Consider the following 17626-nt stretch of genomic DNA (forward strand, 5'->3'; position numbering starts at 1 on the left):
ATACTTACTACTTACAAGTGAGGTGCTTGAAATGGACGGTTTTGATAAAACAATGAAGTTTAGCATTCAAGATGAAAAGCAGAGTGTCCATGTAAATGATGTACTTTTAACTGTGTATAATGCACTTCAAGAAAAAGGTTATAATCCGATTAACCAAATCGTCGGTTATTTATTAAGTGGAGATCCAGCATACATACCTCGCCATAAAGATGCACGAAGCATCATTCGCAAGCTTGAACGTGATGAGTTAATTGAAGAGCTTGTGAAGTCTTACTTGAAACATCATCGTGAGGAGTAGTTTATGCGGATATTAGGTTTAGATGTTGGTACTAAAACAGTCGGTGTTGCAATGAGCGATGAGATGGGCTGGACAGCACAAGGACTGGAAACAATCAGGATTAACGAAGAACGAGGCAACTTTGGTTTTGACCGTATTTCTGAGTTGGTAAAACAGTACAATGTGGACAAAATAGTAGTAGGTTTACCTAAAAATATGAATGGTACAATTGGCCCGCGTGGTGAAGCGTGCCAACAATTTGCAGAAAACCTGCGAAATCTGTTACAATTAGAAGTTGTAATGTGGGACGAGCGTTTGTCGACGATTGCAGCGGAACGTCTGCTCATTTCAGCTGATGTGAGCCGTAAGAAGCGAAAGCAAGTAATCGATAAGATGGCTGCAGTCGTAATCTTACAAGGATTTCTAGATAGTAAATAAGAGGTGACCAAAATGGAAGAAAATCAAATTACAATTGTAGACGAAAAAGGAAACGAACATTTATGTGAAATTATTTTCACTTTTGATGCTGAAAAATTCGGCAAAAAATCTTACGTAGTCTTCTCTCCAATCGGTGAAGTAGACGAAGATGGAGACCAAATCTTCGATGCAATGGCATATGAGCAAAGTGAAGAAGAGGGCGGAACATTACTTACAATTGAATCTGAAGAAGAGTGGGAAATGGTACAAGAAATGTTTAACACTCTTGCTGATGAGCAAGACGAAGAGTAGTAATGTATAAAAAGGCGGACTGTGTACACAGTCCGCCTTTTTTGTATTCATATGCAAAATGACAGATTTTTTGTCGAAACTACTTAATTGTTTATAGTATAATAAGACGGGTTGTATGAAATGAGGCTTTAAATGAGTAGCTGTCACCAATTATTTAGAAATGATTGGTTTTGCTTTATGTTTGTAGGGCATTGTATAGAGGAAGTGTATATGGTCTACAATTAAATAAGGAGGAAGAATTTTGGTAGAGAATCAAGTGAAGAAGAAGCGTAGACGCATTTTTTTATTTTCGATTATCGCACTGCTTTTAGTTTGTGGATCAGTCTATGCGTATATTTCATCTGCATTAGGACCAGTTGATAGTGGAAATAAAAAAGAGATTGAAGTAGAGATTCCAAAGGGGTCATCTACAAGTAAAATCGGTGAGATTTTAGAAGAAAAAGGTGCTGTGAACAGCGGTACAGTTTTTAGTTTTTATACGAAAGTTAAGTCGAAAAGCTTACAAGCAGGTACATATTTATTAAATCCTTCGATGAATGCTAACGATGTCATTGAACAAATGTCATCTGGCAACGTACATCGTCCGGCTCTTTATAAAGTGACGATTAAAGAAGGAGCGCAAGTAACTGAAATTGCTGAAGTGATTGCGGCAGAATTAAAGTGGAATAAAGATGATGTTGTGCGTCAATTAAACGATAAAGCATTTATTCAAAAAATGCAGCAAAAGTATCCGAAGCTATTAACGGATAAAATTTTTGATAGTAATATTAAATATCCATTAGAAGGTTATTTATATCCTGCGACGTATTCGTTCTATAAGAAAGATACGACATTAGAAGAAATCGTAATTCCGATGCTTGAGAAAACGAATGCAATCATTGTTCAAAATGAGGCGAAAATGAAAGCGAAGAACTGGGATGTTCATCAACTGCTCACGTTGTCTTCCCTTATTGAAGAAGAGGCCACTGGCTTTACAGATCGCCAGAAAATCTCTAGTGTTTTCTATAATCGTTTAGCGAAAGGTATGCCGCTTCAAACGGATCCGACGGTACTATACGCGCTTGGAAAGCATAAACAACGTGTATTATACGAAGACTTGAAAGTAAACTCACCGTACAATACGTATGTTGTGAAAGGGTTGCCAGTTGGACCGATTGCAAACTCTGGTAAACATTCAGTGGAAGCAGCGTTAGATCCTGCGCAAACAGATTATTATTATTTCTTAGCTGCACCAAGTGGTGAAGTGTATTATGCGAAAACATTAGAAGAACATAATGCATTAAAGCAAAAATACATTACGAAAAAACAATGAAATCGGGAGGGGTAGCGAAAAAGGTCGCACATCCCTCTTTTTTGTGGTAAAATATATCGGGTTAAAAACTGGCAGAAGAATCGTTTTTAATATCAAAACGGGACGTACAAGCTAAGGATGAAACTGGCTTGTATTTTTATTGCATTCTATGTGTGAAAAGACAAAGGTTGACGCGTCATAGAGGCACTTCTCCATATAAATAAGGAGGACCAATTATGGAGGATACAGTTAACGAGTACCTATTATCATTTATTGATCCAAAAGATAAATTAATTCTTGAAATGGAAGAGTATGCAACTGAAAACCATGTGCCGATTATGGATCGACTTGGAATGGAATTTATGCTGCAATTTTTACGTTTAATTGGACCGGAAAGTATTTTAGAACTTGGAACAGCAATCGGTTATTCTAGTATTCGTATGATGCAAGCTATTCCGAACTCTCGCATTGTGACAGTAGAGCGCAATCGTGAACGATATGAAAAGGCACTTGAATATATAGAATGTTCCTCAGTAACAGACCGTATTTCTGTTATTTACGGTGATGCTTTAGAAACGGGCGAACAAGTGAAAGAACATGGAACATTTGATGTTATTTTTATTGATGCAGCGAAAGGGCAGTATCGTCGCTTTTTTGACTTATACGAACCGTTATTAAATCCTGGTGGCGTTATTATTTCAGATAACGTTATGTACCATGGTCTTGTGACGACAAAAGAGAAAATTGAAAATAGACGTACGCGTGGTTTGATTCGTCGTATTAAGACGTACAATGAATGGCTTATGAACCATGAAGGATATGATACAACGATTTTCCCAATTGGCGATGGAGTGGCTGTAAGTAAAAAGAGAGGGTGACAAAAGTATGAAGAAACCTGAATTGTTAGTAACGCCTAGAGCGGTGGCGGATATTGAACCTCTTGCGAAAGCAGGGGCAGATGCAGTAATGGTTGGTGAACAAAAGTTTGGTTTACGTTTGGCAGGAGAGTTTTCACGTGAAGATGTGAAACAAGCTGTAAACATTGCACATGAAAATGGTGTGAAAGTATACGTTGCAATGAATGCGATGTTCCACAATGATAAAGTAGAAGAATTAACGGATTACGTTGCCTTTTTAAATGAGGTAAATGTAGATGCGATTGTTTTCGGAGATCCAGCGGTATTAATGGCTGTTCGTGAAGTTGCACCAAATATGCAACTGCACTGGAATACAGAAACGACAGCAACAAACTGGTTTACTTGTAACTATTGGGGGCAAAGAGGCGCGAAACGCGCTGTATTAGCTCGTGAGCTTAGCTTAGATGAAATTGCTGAATTAAAAGAAAATTCTGAAGTGGAACTTGAAGTACAAATTCACGGTATGACTTGCATGTTCCAATCGAAGCGTTCACTAGTAGGAAACTACTTTGAGTATCAAGGGCGTAATCTCGATATCGAAAAGAAAAAGTATGAAGAGAATATGTTCTTATACGACCCAGAACGTAATAACAAATATCCAATTTATGAAGATGAAAATGGTACTCACATTATGAGTCCGAATGATATTTGTTTCATCGATGAGTTAGAGGAACTAATCGATGCTGAAGTCGATAGCTTAAAAATTGATGGTGTCCTAAAAAGTTCTGAATACATTATTGAGGTAACGAAGAAATATCGTAAAGCGATTGATTTATGTGTAGAAGATCGTGATGCGTATTATGACGTGAAAGATGATTTATTTAAAGAGATAGAAGAAATACAACCGGTAAATCGTCCGTTAGATACAGGATTCTTCTTTAAAGAAACGGTTTACTAAACGAGGAGGGTGTAGGAAATGACTGTACAAGAAATTTCACGAGTGATCGATGGCAAACGCGTTATTGTGAAAAAACCTGAACTGTTAATCCCCGCGGGTAACTTAGAAAAATTAAAAGTAGCTATCCATTATGGGGCAGATGCTGTATATTTAGGTGGACAAGAATTTGGTCTTCGTTCTAATGCAGGTAACTTTACGCTGGAAGACATGGCAGAAGGCGTTGAATTTGCAAAGAAATATGGAGCGAAAATATACGTAACAACAAATATTTTTGCACATAATGAAAATATGGATGGGCTAGAGGAATATTTAAAAGGGATTGAAAAAGCTGGCGTAACGGGAATTATCGTTGCCGATCCGCTTATTATTGAGACGTGTAAACGTGTAGCGCCTTCTGTTGAGGTGCATTTAAGTACACAACAATCACTATCCAACTGGAAAGCAGCACAGTATTGGAAAGAAGAAGGTTTACATCGTCTTGTATTAGCCCGTGAAGCAAGCTATGAAGAAATGAAAGAAATTAAAGAAAAAGTTGATATTGAAATTGAAGCATTCGTCCATGGTGCAATGTGTATCGCGTATTCAGGGAGATGTACATTAAGTAACCATATGACAGCGCGTGACTCTAATCGTGGCGGTTGTTGTCAATCTTGCCGCTGGGATTATGATTTAGTTCAAACGGTATCACAACATAAAGATGCAAAAGAGCTTCCTCTATTCCAAGAAGAAGATGCTCACTTTGCGATGAGCCCAAAAGATTTAAATTTAATCTTATCAATTCCGAAAATGATTGAAATTGGAATTGATAGCTTAAAAGTTGAAGGACGTATGAAATCTATCCATTACGTAGCGACTGTAGCAACTGTATATCGTAAAGTAATTGATGCGTATTGTGCGGATCCGGATAACTTTGAGTTTAAACAAGAATGGTTAGATGAGCTTGATAAATGTGCAAATCGTGATACGGCTCCTGCATTCTTTGAAGGGGTTCCAGGACATCAAGAGCAAATGTTTGGAAATCATAGTAAGAAAACAACGTATGATTTTGCTGGTTTAGTGTTAGATTATAATGAAGAAACGGGCATTGTAACGCTTGAGCAACGTAATCACTTCAAACCAGGACATGAAGTGGAGTTCTTTGGACCAGAAATAGAAAACTTTACGCAAACGGTGGAGAAAATTTGGGATGAGGATGGAAACGAATTAGATGCAGCGAGACATCCGTTGCAAATCGTGAAATTCAAAGTGGATCAACCAGTGTATGTGAATAATATGATGCGCAAAAACATACTTCAATAAGAAAGAGTGGTAGTCGAATGGGGACGAATAAGCCTGTTGTAATTGGAATCGCTGGTGGTTCAGGATCAGGAAAAACAAGTGTAACGAAAGCGATTTTTGACCATTTTAAAGGTCATTCCATTTTAATCTTGGAGCAAGATTATTATTACAAAGATCAAAGCCATTTACCAATGGAAGAACGTTTAAAAACGAATTACGATCATCCGTTAGCGTTTGATAATGATTTGTTAATTGAACATTTGCATCAGTTACTTGCATATGAGCAAGTGGAAAAGCCTATATATGACTATACATTGCATACGCGCTCAGAAAAAATTATTCCAGTTGAGCCGAAAGATGTAATCATTTTAGAAGGAATTCTTATTTTAGAAGACCCACGTCTTTGTGAGTTAATGGATATTAAGTTGTTTGTTGATACAGATGCAGACCTTCGTATTTTACGCCGCATGCAGCGCGATATTGAAGAGCGCGGTCGTACAATGGATTCAGTTATTGACCAATACGTAAACGTTGTACGTCCAATGCATAATCAATTTATTGAGCCTTCTAAGAAATTCGCGGATATTATTATCCCTGAAGGTGGACAAAATCATGTTGCAATTGATATTATGGTGACAAAAATTGCAACAATTCTTGAACAAAAAGTAAATTTGTAATAGCATAGTAAAAGATATACGATAGGAAGGGATTTTTTCCCTTCTTATCGAATACAATGAAACATGAAACCTCACCTACCAATAGGTGAGGGCATATTTATATCAACTTTCCATACATACCTTCTTTATATAAGGAAGAATTGGAGAATAAGGGGTTGTATGTGACAACTCCACTAGTGCCACGTGTGCTAGAAACCTCCGCTATATAAGCGGAGGAGTTTTCATATGGAACTCCTCTTTTTTTCGGGGGATTGGTATATAAAAGGAGTGGAAAACATGGCAACAGAAAAAACATACCCTATGACGCAAGAGGGTAAGCAAAAACTAGAGAACGAAGTTGAACAATTAAAAACAGTAAGACGTAAAGAAGTTGTAGAGCGTATTAAGATCGCACGTAGCTTCGGAGATCTTTCTGAGAACTCTGAGTATGATGCAGCGAAAGATGAGCAAGCATTCGTAGAAGGACGCATTACACAACTTGAAAACATGATCCGTAATGCGGTTATCATTCAAGATAATGGTGAAGAGTCTACAGTTGTAACATTAGGTAAAACAGTAACATTTAAAGAGTTACCAGGTGGAGACGAAGAAGCGTACATAATCGTAGGTAGCGCAGAAGCTGATCCATTTGAAGGAAGAATTTCTAACGATTCTCCAATCGCAAAAAGCTTATTAGGTAAGCAAATTGGTGAGAAGGTAGCAATCCAAACACCAGGTGGAGAAATGCAAGTAGAGATTATCTCTGTAAAATAACGTAAAAATCACTCGTGTTAAAACGAGTGATTTTTTATTTGTATAAAAGGTGAAACACCTCGTCTAAACTACAATAGACGAGGTGTTTTTTATGAAAATGAAACGGAGAATTATAATTGTTTTAATTTGTTTTATGGGTGTGATTTTTTTATTACTTTGTCGTTTAATCCAAATACAGATTATAGATACGGAATCATTTACTGATCGAAATATCAATTTGATTGAAAAAAGTGTTACGCAACGAACCCAATCACTTACAGTAGATAATGGAAGAGGGCATTTTACAGATCGAAATGGTAAGGAAATTGGAGAAGAGAAATATCCAGTCTTAATTGTTTTTCCATTTTTACAAATAAAAAATGACATGTTAGAGAAAATTGCGCATATCATTGGTGTGTCGAGACAAGAGATAAGACTGCAAATGAAAAATAAGAATCAAGCATTTATATTACGAAGGGGGAATATCCCATTTCAATTAACGCTCGAGCAAATGGAGAAGGTAAATCAATTAGATATTTTAGGTATTGTAGCAGCAGAAGTTCGACTGAGGCAAACGGGAGAGGCAAATCATTTAATTGGTGATGTGGGAGAGAATGAACAGGAATTTCAAAAGCGTTATGGAGAAATGAAAAAAACTTCGAAACAAACGCCAATTGGTATTTCGGGATTGCAACAATCATTTGATGAATTTTTACTGACTGATGGAGAAGCGAAAGTACTATATCAAGTGGATCGACAAGGAGAACCGATTTTCGGGAAACAGGCGAAATACACTTCACCAGGAAATCCATTTTATCCAGTTACTATTCAAACAACAATACATAAAACGTTGCAACGACGAGCAGAGAGGATTATAGATGAAAATGGAATAAAAAAAGGTGGGTTAGTATTACTAGACATAAAGAATAGTGAAGTTTTAGCAATGGTAAGTAGGCCTTCTTTACAGATGAATGATAAGAGGATATATAAAGCTACACTTGAAAATCAAATGTTAACTCCTCATTTTCCGGGGTCTGTTTTTAAAACAGTAGTTGCAGCAGCAGTAATTGATGAGAATTTGGTACGGTTTAATCGTACATTTAACTGTAATACGGATTTATACGGTGAAAATCTTCCACAAATTATGATGGGGTCATTAAACTTTAAGGAAAGCTTTGCTAGAAGCTGTAATCGAACGTTTGCCGTATTAGGTGATGAAGTAATGCAAAAGGATAGGGGAGTATTAGAAACGTATTTAGAGGCCTTAGGGGCAAGTAAGAAGGTAGGGTGGAAAGGTTCGGTATTTCATACATCGGAATTTGAGCAATTGCCAGAAGAAAAGAGTGCTATTATTTGGGGGAGCGAAGAAAATAAATATAGTAGAAAAGCGATTGCTCAAACGATGGTCGGACAAAAAGATGTACGTGTGTCACCTCTAGCTATAGCGAATATGATGGCGACAATTGCTAGAGGTGGAGAGAAGATGGAAGTGAAAGCTGTGAAAAAAATAGTGTATAAAAATGGAACCGACTTTTTTACATTTGAAAATCATAAATTAAATGGGAAACAGCTTTCTTATGAAACGATGAGAAAATTACAACAGTTGTTAAGAGGCGTTGTAACGATGGAAAAAGGAACGGGAACCGCATTCCGTTCATTGCCACTAACTGTCGCGGGAAAATCTGGGACGGCACAAACAGGAAAAGGAGAGAAGGTAAATCGCTGGTTTGCAGGTTATTTTCCATATGAAAATCCAAGATATGCTTTAGTTGTAGTTGATATAGAAACAGATAACGTAAATGTAGTTGCACCAGCGTTTGCAGAAATGGTAGAAGCAATTCATCAATTAGAGGTTGAAAAGTAATCTTGCAATTATTTATGAAATGTTTTCATTTCGTGAAAATATTATTGTAAATGTTCAACCTTTCTAGATTTAATGTTACAATAGCAAGTATGAAAAACTGCATGGAGGTTTGAAGAATGGCAGGAGGATCTAGATTCCAACAGAAACAACAAAAACGTCGTCAAAACGGTGTTTTAAATATTGCAATTGCAATTGTATTAATATTAGTAGCTATTGTATCATATCAATTGTTTGTTCCTGAAAGAAAAGAGCAAGCGTCTTCTAGTGATAAAAAAGTAACTCAGCAAACAACAAAAGAGAATAAAGCTGAGAAAGCTAAAGGTAAAGAAGAGACGAAGAAGAACGAGCAAGAGACAGCAGAGGCTAAGAAGAAGGAAGAAGAGAAGCTAAAGGCTGAAGAAGAAAAGAAAAAGGCTGAAGAGGAAGCGAAAGCTAACGAGAAAGAACCAGCTGAAAAAACACAGCCAAAGGCAACAGATGCGTATACGAAATCCTCTTGGAAGCCAGTAGGTACAGAACAAGGTACAACACCTGCGATGACGTTTAAAAAAGGTTCAGCAGATTGGAATGAAATGAATCAAGCGATTTCCACTGCAATTGACGTTCCAGTAGAGCAATTAGTTATTCATAGAATCGGAAATAACGGTAAGAATAAAGCGTACGGTAACGTACAAGATAAACAATCAGGTAAAAAATATTATGTAAATATTGATTGGGTAGACAATGAGGGCTGGAAACCAGTACTTGTTCAAACTCTAAACTAAAAAAGAGAGGCTCTTATGAGCTTCTCTTTTTTAGTTAGCGTAATTTCTTTAATTTAAAATGAACAACCGCACTATAATAAGGTCTTTTGCTTTCAGGATCCATAACCATTTGATGCGAGATGTGATGTACTTCGAGCATAAGTGCTTTATTATTATCAATTTGCTCACTAATTTTTCTTTCTAAAGAAGCTAAGTCCGCCGCTTCAAAAAACTCTACTTTATCTTCTAACATTTCAAAGGTAAATGACACGAAGACGACCCCTCTCCTATGTAATCACCTATAGTGTAACAAAGAAAAGAAGGAAATACTACGTACATTTCAATTGACATTTTTAGAAAGAGGGCATATTATACTGATAAAACCGATAAGAAAAAGGGGAATTTTTATGGGGACAGAATTTAATGGTTTATTTGATGAATGGGCTCATACGTACGACTCATTTGTACAAGGCGAAGATATACAATATAAAGAAGTTTTCGCCCGTTATGAGGACATTTTAGAGGATGTAGTTAACAAGTCATTTGGCAACGTATTAGAATTTGGTGTTGGTACTGGCAATTTAACAAATAAATTATTACTTGCTGGTCGCACAGTTTACGGTATAGAACCGTCACGCGAAATGCGTACTATTGCAAAAGAGAAATTACCAAAAGAATTTTCAATTACAGAGGGTGATTTTCTTTCATTTGAAGTCCCAAATTCAATCGATACTATTGTGAGCACTTACGCATTTCATCATTTAATAGATGAAGAAAAAGACGTAGCAATTGCGAAGTATAGTCAATTGCTAAACAAAGGTGGTAAAATAGTGTTTGCTGATACGATATTTGCAGATCAAGATGCATATGATAAAACTGTCGAAGTAGCAAAACAAAGAGGTTTTCATCAGTTAGCAAACGATTTGCAAACAGAATACTATACACGTATTCCGATCATGCAATCTATTTTTGAAAACAATGGCTTCCACGTAACGTTTACGAGATTAAATCATTTCGTTTGGGTAATGGAGGCAACTAAGCAATAGAAAGAGGGATTAGATTGAGAATTGCTGTAATTGGAGCAATGGAAGAAGAAGTACGTATTTTACGTGACAAACTAGAACAAGCAGAAACAGAAACTGTTGCAGGTTCTGAATTTACGAAAGGGCTATTGGCAGGACATGAAGTAATCTTGCTAAAGTCTGGTATTGGTAAAGTAAATGCAGCGATGTCAACGACAATTTTATTAGAAAGATATAAACCTGAAAAAGTAATCAACACTGGTTCAGCTGGTGGATTCCATCATTCTTTAAATGTTGGAGATGTGGTTATTTCAACAGAAGTTCGTCACCATGACGTAGATGTAACAGCATTTAACTACGAATATGGTCAAGTGCCAGGAATGCCACCTGGATTTAAAGCTGATGAGGCATTAGTTGCATTAGCTGAGAAATGTATGCAGGCAGAAGAAAATATTCAAGTTGTAAAAGGTATGATTGCAACAGGTGATTCATTTATGAGTGATCCGAACCGTGTTGCAGCAATTCGTGATAAATTTGAAGATCTTTATGCAGTAGAAATGGAAGCAGCAGCTGTTGCGCAAGTATGCCACCAATATGAAGTTCCATTTGTTATTATTCGTGCACTTTCTGATATTGCTGGTAAAGAATCAAATGTTTCATTTGATCAATTTTTAGATCAAGCAGCTCTTCATTCTACAAACTTTATCGTAAAAGTACTAGAAGAGTTAAAGTAATGTAACAAAAAGGCAACTGTCTCATATAAAGAAAATACATACAGTTGCCTTTTCTTTATTGGCAAATAAGGGGGAGAACACGATGAATGTATATCGTGGAGTTCATGAGTTGATTGGCCATACACCAATCGTAGAAATTACTCGTTTTTCACTTCCGAAAGGAGTCCGTTTATTTGCAAAGCTTGAATTTTACAACCCAGGCGGAAGCGTTAAGGATCGTTTAGGAAGAGAATTAATCGAAGATGCGTTAGAAAAAGGGCTTGTTGCAGAGGGCGGGACAATTATTGAACCGACGGCTGGAAATACCGGCATTGGACTGGCACTTGCAGCGTTAGAACATGATTTACGTGTCATTGTTTGTGTACCAGAGAAATTTAGTATTGAAAAACAAGAATTAATGAAAGCGCTAGGTGCAAAGGTCGTGCATACACCGACTGAGCAAGGAATGACCGGCGCAATTGCAAAGGCAAAAGAATTAGTAAAGGAAATACCAAATTCATACTCTCCAAGTCAGTTTGCTAATGAAGCAAACCCTCGTGCTTATTTCAAAACACTAGGTCCTGAACTTTGGGACGCATTGAATGGAGAGATTAACATATTTGTTGCGGGTGCAGGAACTGGCGGTACGTTTATGGGAACTGCGTCTTATTTAAAAGAGAAAAACATTGATATTAAAACGGTTATTGTAGAACCAGAAGGATCTATTTTAAATGGCGGTAAAGCTGGTTCACATGAAACAGAAGGTATTGGTCTTGAATTCATTCCACCATTTTTAAAAACATCTTATTTTGATGAAATTCATACGATTTCTGATCGAAATGCATTTTTACGTGTGAAAGAATTGGCGCAAAAGGAAGGTCTTCTCGTTGGAAGCTCTTCAGGAGCGGCATTCCATGCAAGCTTGCTTGAGGCTGAGAAAGCAAAACCAGACACAAATATTGTAACGATTTTTCCAGATAGTAGTGAGCGTTATTTAAGTAAAGATATATATAAAGGATGGGAATAAAAAATGAGAGCAAAGACAAAGTTAATTCATGGTATTCGCATAGGAGAACCTTCAACTGGATCTGTAAACGTGCCGATATATCAAACGAGTACGTACAAACAAGAAGCAGTTGGTAAGCACCAAGGATATGAATATTCTAGAACTGGTAATCCAACTCGTTCAGCTTTAGAAGAAATGATTGCAGTGTTAGAAAATGGTCATGCAGGATTTGCATTTGGTTCAGGGATGGCAGCTATTACAGCAACTATTATGCTATTCTCAAAAGGAGATCATGTCATTTTAACAGATGATGTTTACGGCGGGACGTACCGCGTTCTTACAAAAGTACTAAACCGTTTCGGCATTGAGCATACATTTGTAGATACAACAAACCTAGAGGAAGTTGTAGAAGCGATTCGCCCAAATACGAAAGCGATTTATGTGGAAACACCAACGAATCCATTACTGAAAATTACTGATATTAAGAAAATATCGACTCTTGCTAAAGAAAACGATTTATTAACAATTATTGATAACACATTCATGACGCCATATTGGCAGTCGCCAATTTCTTTAGGAGCAGACATAGTACTTCATAGTGCAACGAAATATTTAGGTGGGCATAGTGATGTAGTTGCAGGCCTAGTAGTTGTAAATAGCCCGCAACTAGCAGAAGACCTTCATTTCGTACAAAACTCAACAGGAGGTATTCTGGGACCACAAGATAGCTTCTTACTACTTCGCGGTTTAAAAACATTAGGAATTCGTATGGAAGAGCATGAAATAAATTCACGCGCAATTGCTGAGTTTTTAAATAACCATCCGAAAGTAAATAAAGTATATTATCCAGGTCTTGAATCACATCAAAATCACGAATTAGCAAAAGAACAGGCGAACGGATTTGGTGCAATCATCTCATTCGATGTAGATAGTGAAGAAACATTAAATAGAGTACTTGAGAAGTTACAATACTTTACACTTGCTGAAAGCTTAGGAGCAGTAGAAAGTTTAATTTCTATTCCATCACAAATGACACATGCATCAATCCCAGCAGATCGCCGTAAAGAATTAGGAATTACAGATACATTAATTCGAATCTCTGTTGGTATTGAAGATGGAGAAGATTTAATTGAAGATTTGGCACAAGCACTAGCATAATAAAAATGCACTGCTAATATAGAGCAGTGCATTTTATTATATTAATTTGTGAAATATTTCACAAATTAGACATACACAAATGAAATGATTTCATGTATATTGAATTCATGAAATGTTATTCACGAACAAACTTGTGAAATGTTTCACAAGCGATGGGATTCATGTAGGAAGGTAACTCTATTTTTTTACGCTAATCGGGACTTTTTATGACCTATAGGGACTTATAAAGTCCAAGATAGCAGAATAGGAGGAAATTTACATGGTAGTCAAAGAGAAAGTTGTAAATGAAATGCAAGAGGTAAAAGAGATGATTGATACGTTAGTAGATAACGGTCAAAAAGCTTTACAAGCATTAGAAAGTTTTACACAAGAGCAAATTGACAACATTGTTCATGAAATGGCGCTTGCGGGTGTCGATCAACATATGCCGCTTGCGAAGTTGGCTGTTGAAGAAACGGGCCGTGGCGTATATGAAGATAAATGCATTAAAAATATTTTTGCCACTGAATATATTTGGCATAGTATAAAGAAAGATAAAACGGTAGGAATTATTCATGAAGATCCTCATGAAGAAATAATAGAAATCGCAGAACCTGTCGGTGTAGTAGCTGGGGTAACGCCAGTAACGAACCCAACATCGACAACAATGTTTAAAGCATTAATCGCGATAAAAACAAGAAATCCAATTATTTTCGCATTTCATCCTTCTGCACAAAACTGTTCCGTTGCAGCGGCAAAAACAGTATATGATGCAGCAGTGAAAGCTGGTGCACCAAAGCATTGTATTCAATGGATTGAAAGACCTTCTGTGGAAGCAACGAAACAATTAATGAACCATGATGGTGTCGCACTCGTTCTAGCAACTGGAGGGGCTGGTATGGTGAAATCGGCTTATTCTACTGGTAAACCCGCGCTAGGTGTAGGGCCAGGTAATGTACCATGTTATATAGAGAAATCGGCACATGTAAAACGTGCTGTTAATGATTTGATTTTATCGAAAACATTTGATAACGGTATGATTTGTGCGTCAGAACAAGCCATCATTGTAGATAAGGAAATCTATAATGATGTTAAAGCAGAAATGATTGCAAATAATTGTTATTTTGTAACAGAGGAAGAGAGAAAGAAATTAGAAAAGCTTGTTATTAATGAAAATACATGTGCAGTAAATAGTGATATTGTTGGGAAATCAGCACAGTATATTGCTGAATTAGTAGGAATTACTGTACCTGAACATACAAAAATGCTTGTAGCTGAAATTAAAGGCATCGGAGCAGCGTATCCACTATCTCGTGAGAAACTGAGCCCAGTGTTAGCTTGTGTAAAAGCAAATTCATTAGAAGAAGGATTTACATATTGCGAAGAAATGTTAGAGCTTGGTGGCCTAGGGCATTCAGCGGTTATCCATTCTACAAATAAAGAAGTACAAAAACAATTTGGGTTACGTATGAAAGCCTGCCGTCTCATTGTAAATGCACCTTCATCACAAGGTGGAATTGGTGATATATATAATGGATTTATTCCATCACTTACGCTTGGTTGTGGCTCCTACGGGAAAAACTCAGTTTCCCAAAACGTAACGGCGACTCATTTATTAAATATAAAAAGGTTGGCAAATAGAAAAAAGAATATGCAGTGGTTCAAATTACCACCCAAAATTTATTTTGAAAAACATGCGACAGCATATTTAGCAAACATGCCTAACATTTCCCGCGCATTTATTGTAACGGATCCAGGGATGGTTGAGCACGGTTATGTAGATACAGTTACGCACTATTTACGTAAGCATGCAAATGATGTGAAAGTTGAAGTTTTCTTTGAAGTTGAGCCAGATCCATCAGATGAAACTGTATTTAAAGGTGCGGACATGATGAAAAGCTTTAAACCAGACGTAATTATCGCGCTTGGTGGCGGTTCAGCTATGGATGCAGCAAAAGGGATGTGGCTATTCTATGAGCACCCAGAAACGACATTCTATGGAATAAAACAGAAGTTTTTAGATATAAGAAAACGTACATGTAAGTATCCGAACTTGGGAAATAAAGCACAATTTGTTGCCATTCCAACAACATCAGGGACGGGATCAGAAGTGACGCCATTTGCGGTTATTACAGATAAGAAAAATAATATTAAATACCCGCTTGCGGATTATGAATTAACACCAGATGTAGCGATTGTTGATCCGCAATTTGTAATGACAGTACCACCTCATGTGACGGCAGATACTGGTATGGACGTATTAACACATGCAATTGAAGCGTATGTGTCTGTTCTGGCAAATGACTATACTGATGGTTTAGCATTAAAAGCAATTGATCTCGTATTTAAATATTTACCGAGAGCATATAAAGATGGAAACGATGAAGAAGCACGAGAAAAAATGCATAATGCTTCCGCAATCGCAGGGATGGCATTTGCAAATGCTTTCCTAGGTATTAATCATAGTTTAGCGCATAAAATTGGACCGGAATTCCATATTCCACACGGACGTGCGAATGCAATTCTTATGCCGCACGTAGTTCGCTATAATGCTATTAAGCCAAGAAAACACGCATTGTTCCCAAAATATGAGCACTTTGTGGCTGATGAACGCTATGCACATATTGCGAGAATGCTCGGGCTTCCAGCAAGCTCAACAGCGGAAGGTGTGGAATCACTCGTCCAAGCAATTATTGAGCTTGGAAAAAGCTTAAATATAAATATGAGTATTGCAGGACAAGGAGTTGCTAAAGACCAATTTGAAGGGGTTGTTGGATTATTAGCAGAAAGAGCTTTTGAAGATCAATGTACAACAGCTAATCCAAAATTACCGCTCATTTCAGAGCTGAAAGAAATCTATATGGAAGCATATAAAGGCGTATAATAGATAAAAAAGAGCCGCGAGTAAGCGGCTCTTTTTTACTTTGGAAAACATCTCCCAGATTGGTTCTATTTACTTGTCTTTAAGCTTGATAGAATGTGATAAAGTGAGGATGGGAGTGATAAGCAGATGAAAGAATTACAAGAAAAAATAGCAGATTATACCCGGTTTGCACAAGTGCTTTTGTCTATAAGTACATTTTTAATGATCGGTTTATTAATTCCAAGTGGAGTCAAAGATATGCTGCAGTCTTTTGTTATGATGGGGAGTATTATTGTATTTTTAGTTCTTGCTTTTTTCCTTTTTAAGCGTGTTAGAACGATGCGTGACCAATTAGAGGAGAGCGAATATGAAGAAAATTGTTAAATAGGGCGCTACGAAAAGAAGAAATCTTTTTGTAGCGTTTTTTCATTTTTGTAGAAAATGTATGCGTTTCATATTGACAATGATAATCCTTATCAATTAAAGTAGAATAGTAGTCGATGATTATTATTATCAATTAGAGGTGAAAGAATGAAAAAATCTATTACGCTGTTCACAGCGATCTTATCTATTTTTTTCTTATTAATAGGTTGCAGTGCAAAAGAAAACGAAAAAGCATCCGCAACAAAAACAGAGAAAGGAACAGACAAAATCGAAATTACCGATCTCTCAGACAGAAAGATAACATTCAATAAAGTTCCTGAAAGTTTTGCGACGTTAAGTATGGGTGATATGAATATTATCCACGCTTTAGGAGGGAAAATCGTCGGGCGTCCAGATGCAAAAATTCCCCTTCCAGAAGATTTGCAAAAAACACAAGTAATTGGAAATGCACATCAGCCAAACTTTGAACAAATTGCTAGTTTAAAGCCAGACGTACTTATTGCTAATAATGGGTTCCAAAAAAATATTCCAACGGTTGAAGGGCAAGGAACAAAAGTGATCATTTCTTCAGCAAACTCTGTAAAAGATATTCAAAAGAGTATTGAAATGTATGGAACAGTAATGAAGAAAGAAGATAAAGCAAAAGAGCTTAACCAAAAAATTAATGATCAAATGAAGAAATATGAGAAAAAGAGTGATATTAAAGCGTTGCTAGTTTATGGAGCGCCAGGCACTTATTTAGCAGCATTACCAACATCTCTATCAGGGGATATTTTAGAAAAAACAGGCGGGAAAAATATCGCAGCTGGTTTTCCAGAAATGAAAGAATATCCGCAATATGCACAGCTAAGTGTAGAACGTATTATTGAAGCAAATCCAGATGTGATTTATTTAATTACACATGGAGATCCCAATAGTGTGAAAAAAGCATTTGAAGGGGAAATGATGAAAAATGAAGCATGGAAAAATTTAGATGCAGTAAAACAAAATCGTGTAGTTATTTTGCCACCAGATTTATTTGGATCAAATCCTGGGACAAAAGTTACAGAAGCGATGGAATTCATGTATAAAAGTATACAAGATGTAAGGAAATGA

Annotated in this window: 19 protein-coding genes; 18 read left to right on the forward strand and 1 reads right to left on the reverse strand. The window is 36.8% G+C overall.

Annotated elements, in window-relative coordinates:
* Window positions 1-31: 31 nt before the first annotated feature.
* The 11 genes from ACE38F_RS07035 (at window position 32) to ACE38F_RS07085 (ending at window position 9427) form a co-directional block, all read left to right on the forward strand.
* Window positions 32-298 carry an IreB family regulatory phosphoprotein gene (locus tag ACE38F_RS07035; RefSeq protein WP_002111976.1) on the forward strand — a complete coding sequence of 89 codons (267 nt, stop codon included), beginning with the start codon at window positions 32-34 and terminating at the stop codon, window positions 296-298.
* A gap of 3 nt (window positions 299-301) precedes the next feature.
* Window positions 302-715, forward strand: a complete 414-nt coding sequence (gene ruvX / locus ACE38F_RS07040; RefSeq protein ID WP_215554262.1) for a Holliday junction resolvase RuvX — start codon at window positions 302-304, stop codon at window positions 713-715.
* Window positions 716-727: 12 nt separating this feature from the next.
* Window positions 728-1006, forward strand: a complete 279-nt coding sequence (locus ACE38F_RS07045) for a DUF1292 domain-containing protein (protein ID WP_215554261.1) — start codon at window positions 728-730, stop codon at window positions 1004-1006.
* Window positions 1007-1247: 241 nt separating this feature from the next.
* Window positions 1248-2318 (forward strand): endolytic transglycosylase MltG, encoded by a 1071-nt coding sequence (mltG, locus tag ACE38F_RS07050; RefSeq protein ID WP_215554260.1) that lies wholly within the window; start codon window positions 1248-1250, stop codon window positions 2316-2318.
* Window positions 2319-2533: 215 nt separating this feature from the next.
* A complete protein-coding gene (locus ACE38F_RS07055) occupies window positions 2534-3175 on the forward strand; it encodes an O-methyltransferase (RefSeq protein ID WP_002129210.1) in 642 nt (213 codons plus the stop codon).
* A gap of 7 nt (window positions 3176-3182) precedes the next feature.
* Window positions 3183-4112 carry a peptidase U32 family protein gene (locus ACE38F_RS07060; RefSeq protein ID WP_375369586.1) on the forward strand — a complete coding sequence of 310 codons (930 nt, stop codon included), beginning with the start codon at window positions 3183-3185 and terminating at the stop codon, window positions 4110-4112.
* Window positions 4113-4130: 18 nt separating this feature from the next.
* Window positions 4131-5411, forward strand: a complete 1281-nt coding sequence (locus tag ACE38F_RS07065; protein WP_002111968.1) for a peptidase U32 family protein — start codon at window positions 4131-4133, stop codon at window positions 5409-5411.
* A gap of 17 nt (window positions 5412-5428) precedes the next feature.
* Entirely contained in the window at window positions 5429-6067 is a 639-nt protein-coding gene (gene udk, locus ACE38F_RS07070) for a uridine kinase (protein ID WP_375369585.1), read from the forward strand.
* A 276-nt stretch (window positions 6068-6343) separates the two neighbouring features.
* Complete coding sequence (greA, locus tag ACE38F_RS07075) at window positions 6344-6820, forward strand: transcription elongation factor GreA (protein WP_375369583.1); 477 nt, start codon at window positions 6344-6346, stop codon at window positions 6818-6820.
* A gap of 91 nt (window positions 6821-6911) precedes the next feature.
* Window positions 6912-8663 (forward strand): peptidoglycan D,D-transpeptidase FtsI family protein, encoded by a 1752-nt coding sequence (locus ACE38F_RS07080; RefSeq protein ID WP_375369581.1) that lies wholly within the window; start codon window positions 6912-6914, stop codon window positions 8661-8663.
* Window positions 8664-8779: 116 nt separating this feature from the next.
* A complete protein-coding gene (locus tag ACE38F_RS07085) occupies window positions 8780-9427 on the forward strand; it encodes a YrrS family protein (protein ID WP_375369579.1) in 648 nt (215 codons plus the stop codon).
* A gap of 34 nt (window positions 9428-9461) precedes the next feature.
* Here ACE38F_RS07085 and ACE38F_RS07090 read toward each other — a convergent pair whose 3' ends face one another.
* Entirely contained in the window at window positions 9462-9677 is a 216-nt protein-coding gene (locus ACE38F_RS07090; protein ID WP_002145646.1) for a YrzA family protein, read from the reverse strand.
* Window positions 9678-9813: 136 nt separating this feature from the next.
* On the opposite strand from ACE38F_RS07090, the gene ACE38F_RS07095 reads away from it, so the two are divergent.
* The 7 genes from ACE38F_RS07095 (at window position 9814) to ACE38F_RS07125 (ending at window position 17626) form a co-directional block, all read left to right on the forward strand.
* On the forward strand, window positions 9814-10452 hold the full coding sequence (locus ACE38F_RS07095; protein ID WP_219303571.1) for a class I SAM-dependent DNA methyltransferase: 639 nt from the start codon (window positions 9814-9816) through the stop codon (window positions 10450-10452).
* Between the two features lie 14 nt (window positions 10453-10466).
* A complete protein-coding gene (gene mtnN, locus ACE38F_RS07100) occupies window positions 10467-11162 on the forward strand; it encodes a 5'-methylthioadenosine/S-adenosylhomocysteine nucleosidase (protein WP_105584423.1) in 696 nt (231 codons plus the stop codon).
* An 82-nt stretch (window positions 11163-11244) separates the two neighbouring features.
* Complete coding sequence (locus ACE38F_RS07105; protein WP_105584424.1) at window positions 11245-12168, forward strand: O-acetylserine dependent cystathionine beta-synthase; 924 nt, start codon at window positions 11245-11247, stop codon at window positions 12166-12168.
* 3 nt (window positions 12169-12171) lie between these two features.
* Window positions 12172-13305 carry a bifunctional cystathionine gamma-lyase/homocysteine desulfhydrase gene (locus ACE38F_RS07110; RefSeq protein WP_215554255.1) on the forward strand — a complete coding sequence of 378 codons (1134 nt, stop codon included), beginning with the start codon at window positions 12172-12174 and terminating at the stop codon, window positions 13303-13305.
* 259 nt (window positions 13306-13564) lie between these two features.
* Window positions 13565-16168: a bifunctional acetaldehyde-CoA/alcohol dehydrogenase gene (gene adhE, locus ACE38F_RS07115; RefSeq protein ID WP_149190923.1), complete on the forward strand. Its 2604-nt coding sequence runs from the start codon at window positions 13565-13567 to the stop codon at window positions 16166-16168.
* A 126-nt stretch (window positions 16169-16294) separates the two neighbouring features.
* The gene (locus ACE38F_RS07120; protein ID WP_375369577.1) at window positions 16295-16531 is read left to right on the forward strand and encodes a YrhC family protein; all 237 of its coding nucleotides are present in this window, start codon (window positions 16295-16297) and stop codon (window positions 16529-16531) included.
* 147 nt (window positions 16532-16678) lie between these two features.
* Window positions 16679-17626 (forward strand): ABC transporter substrate-binding protein, encoded by a 948-nt coding sequence (locus ACE38F_RS07125; RefSeq protein ID WP_215554253.1) that lies wholly within the window; start codon window positions 16679-16681, stop codon window positions 17624-17626.

Source organism: Bacillus altaicus, from assembly GCF_042136375.2.
In the GTDB taxonomy this organism is placed as follows: domain Bacteria; phylum Bacillota; class Bacilli; order Bacillales; family Bacillaceae_G; genus Bacillus_A; species Bacillus_A cereus_U.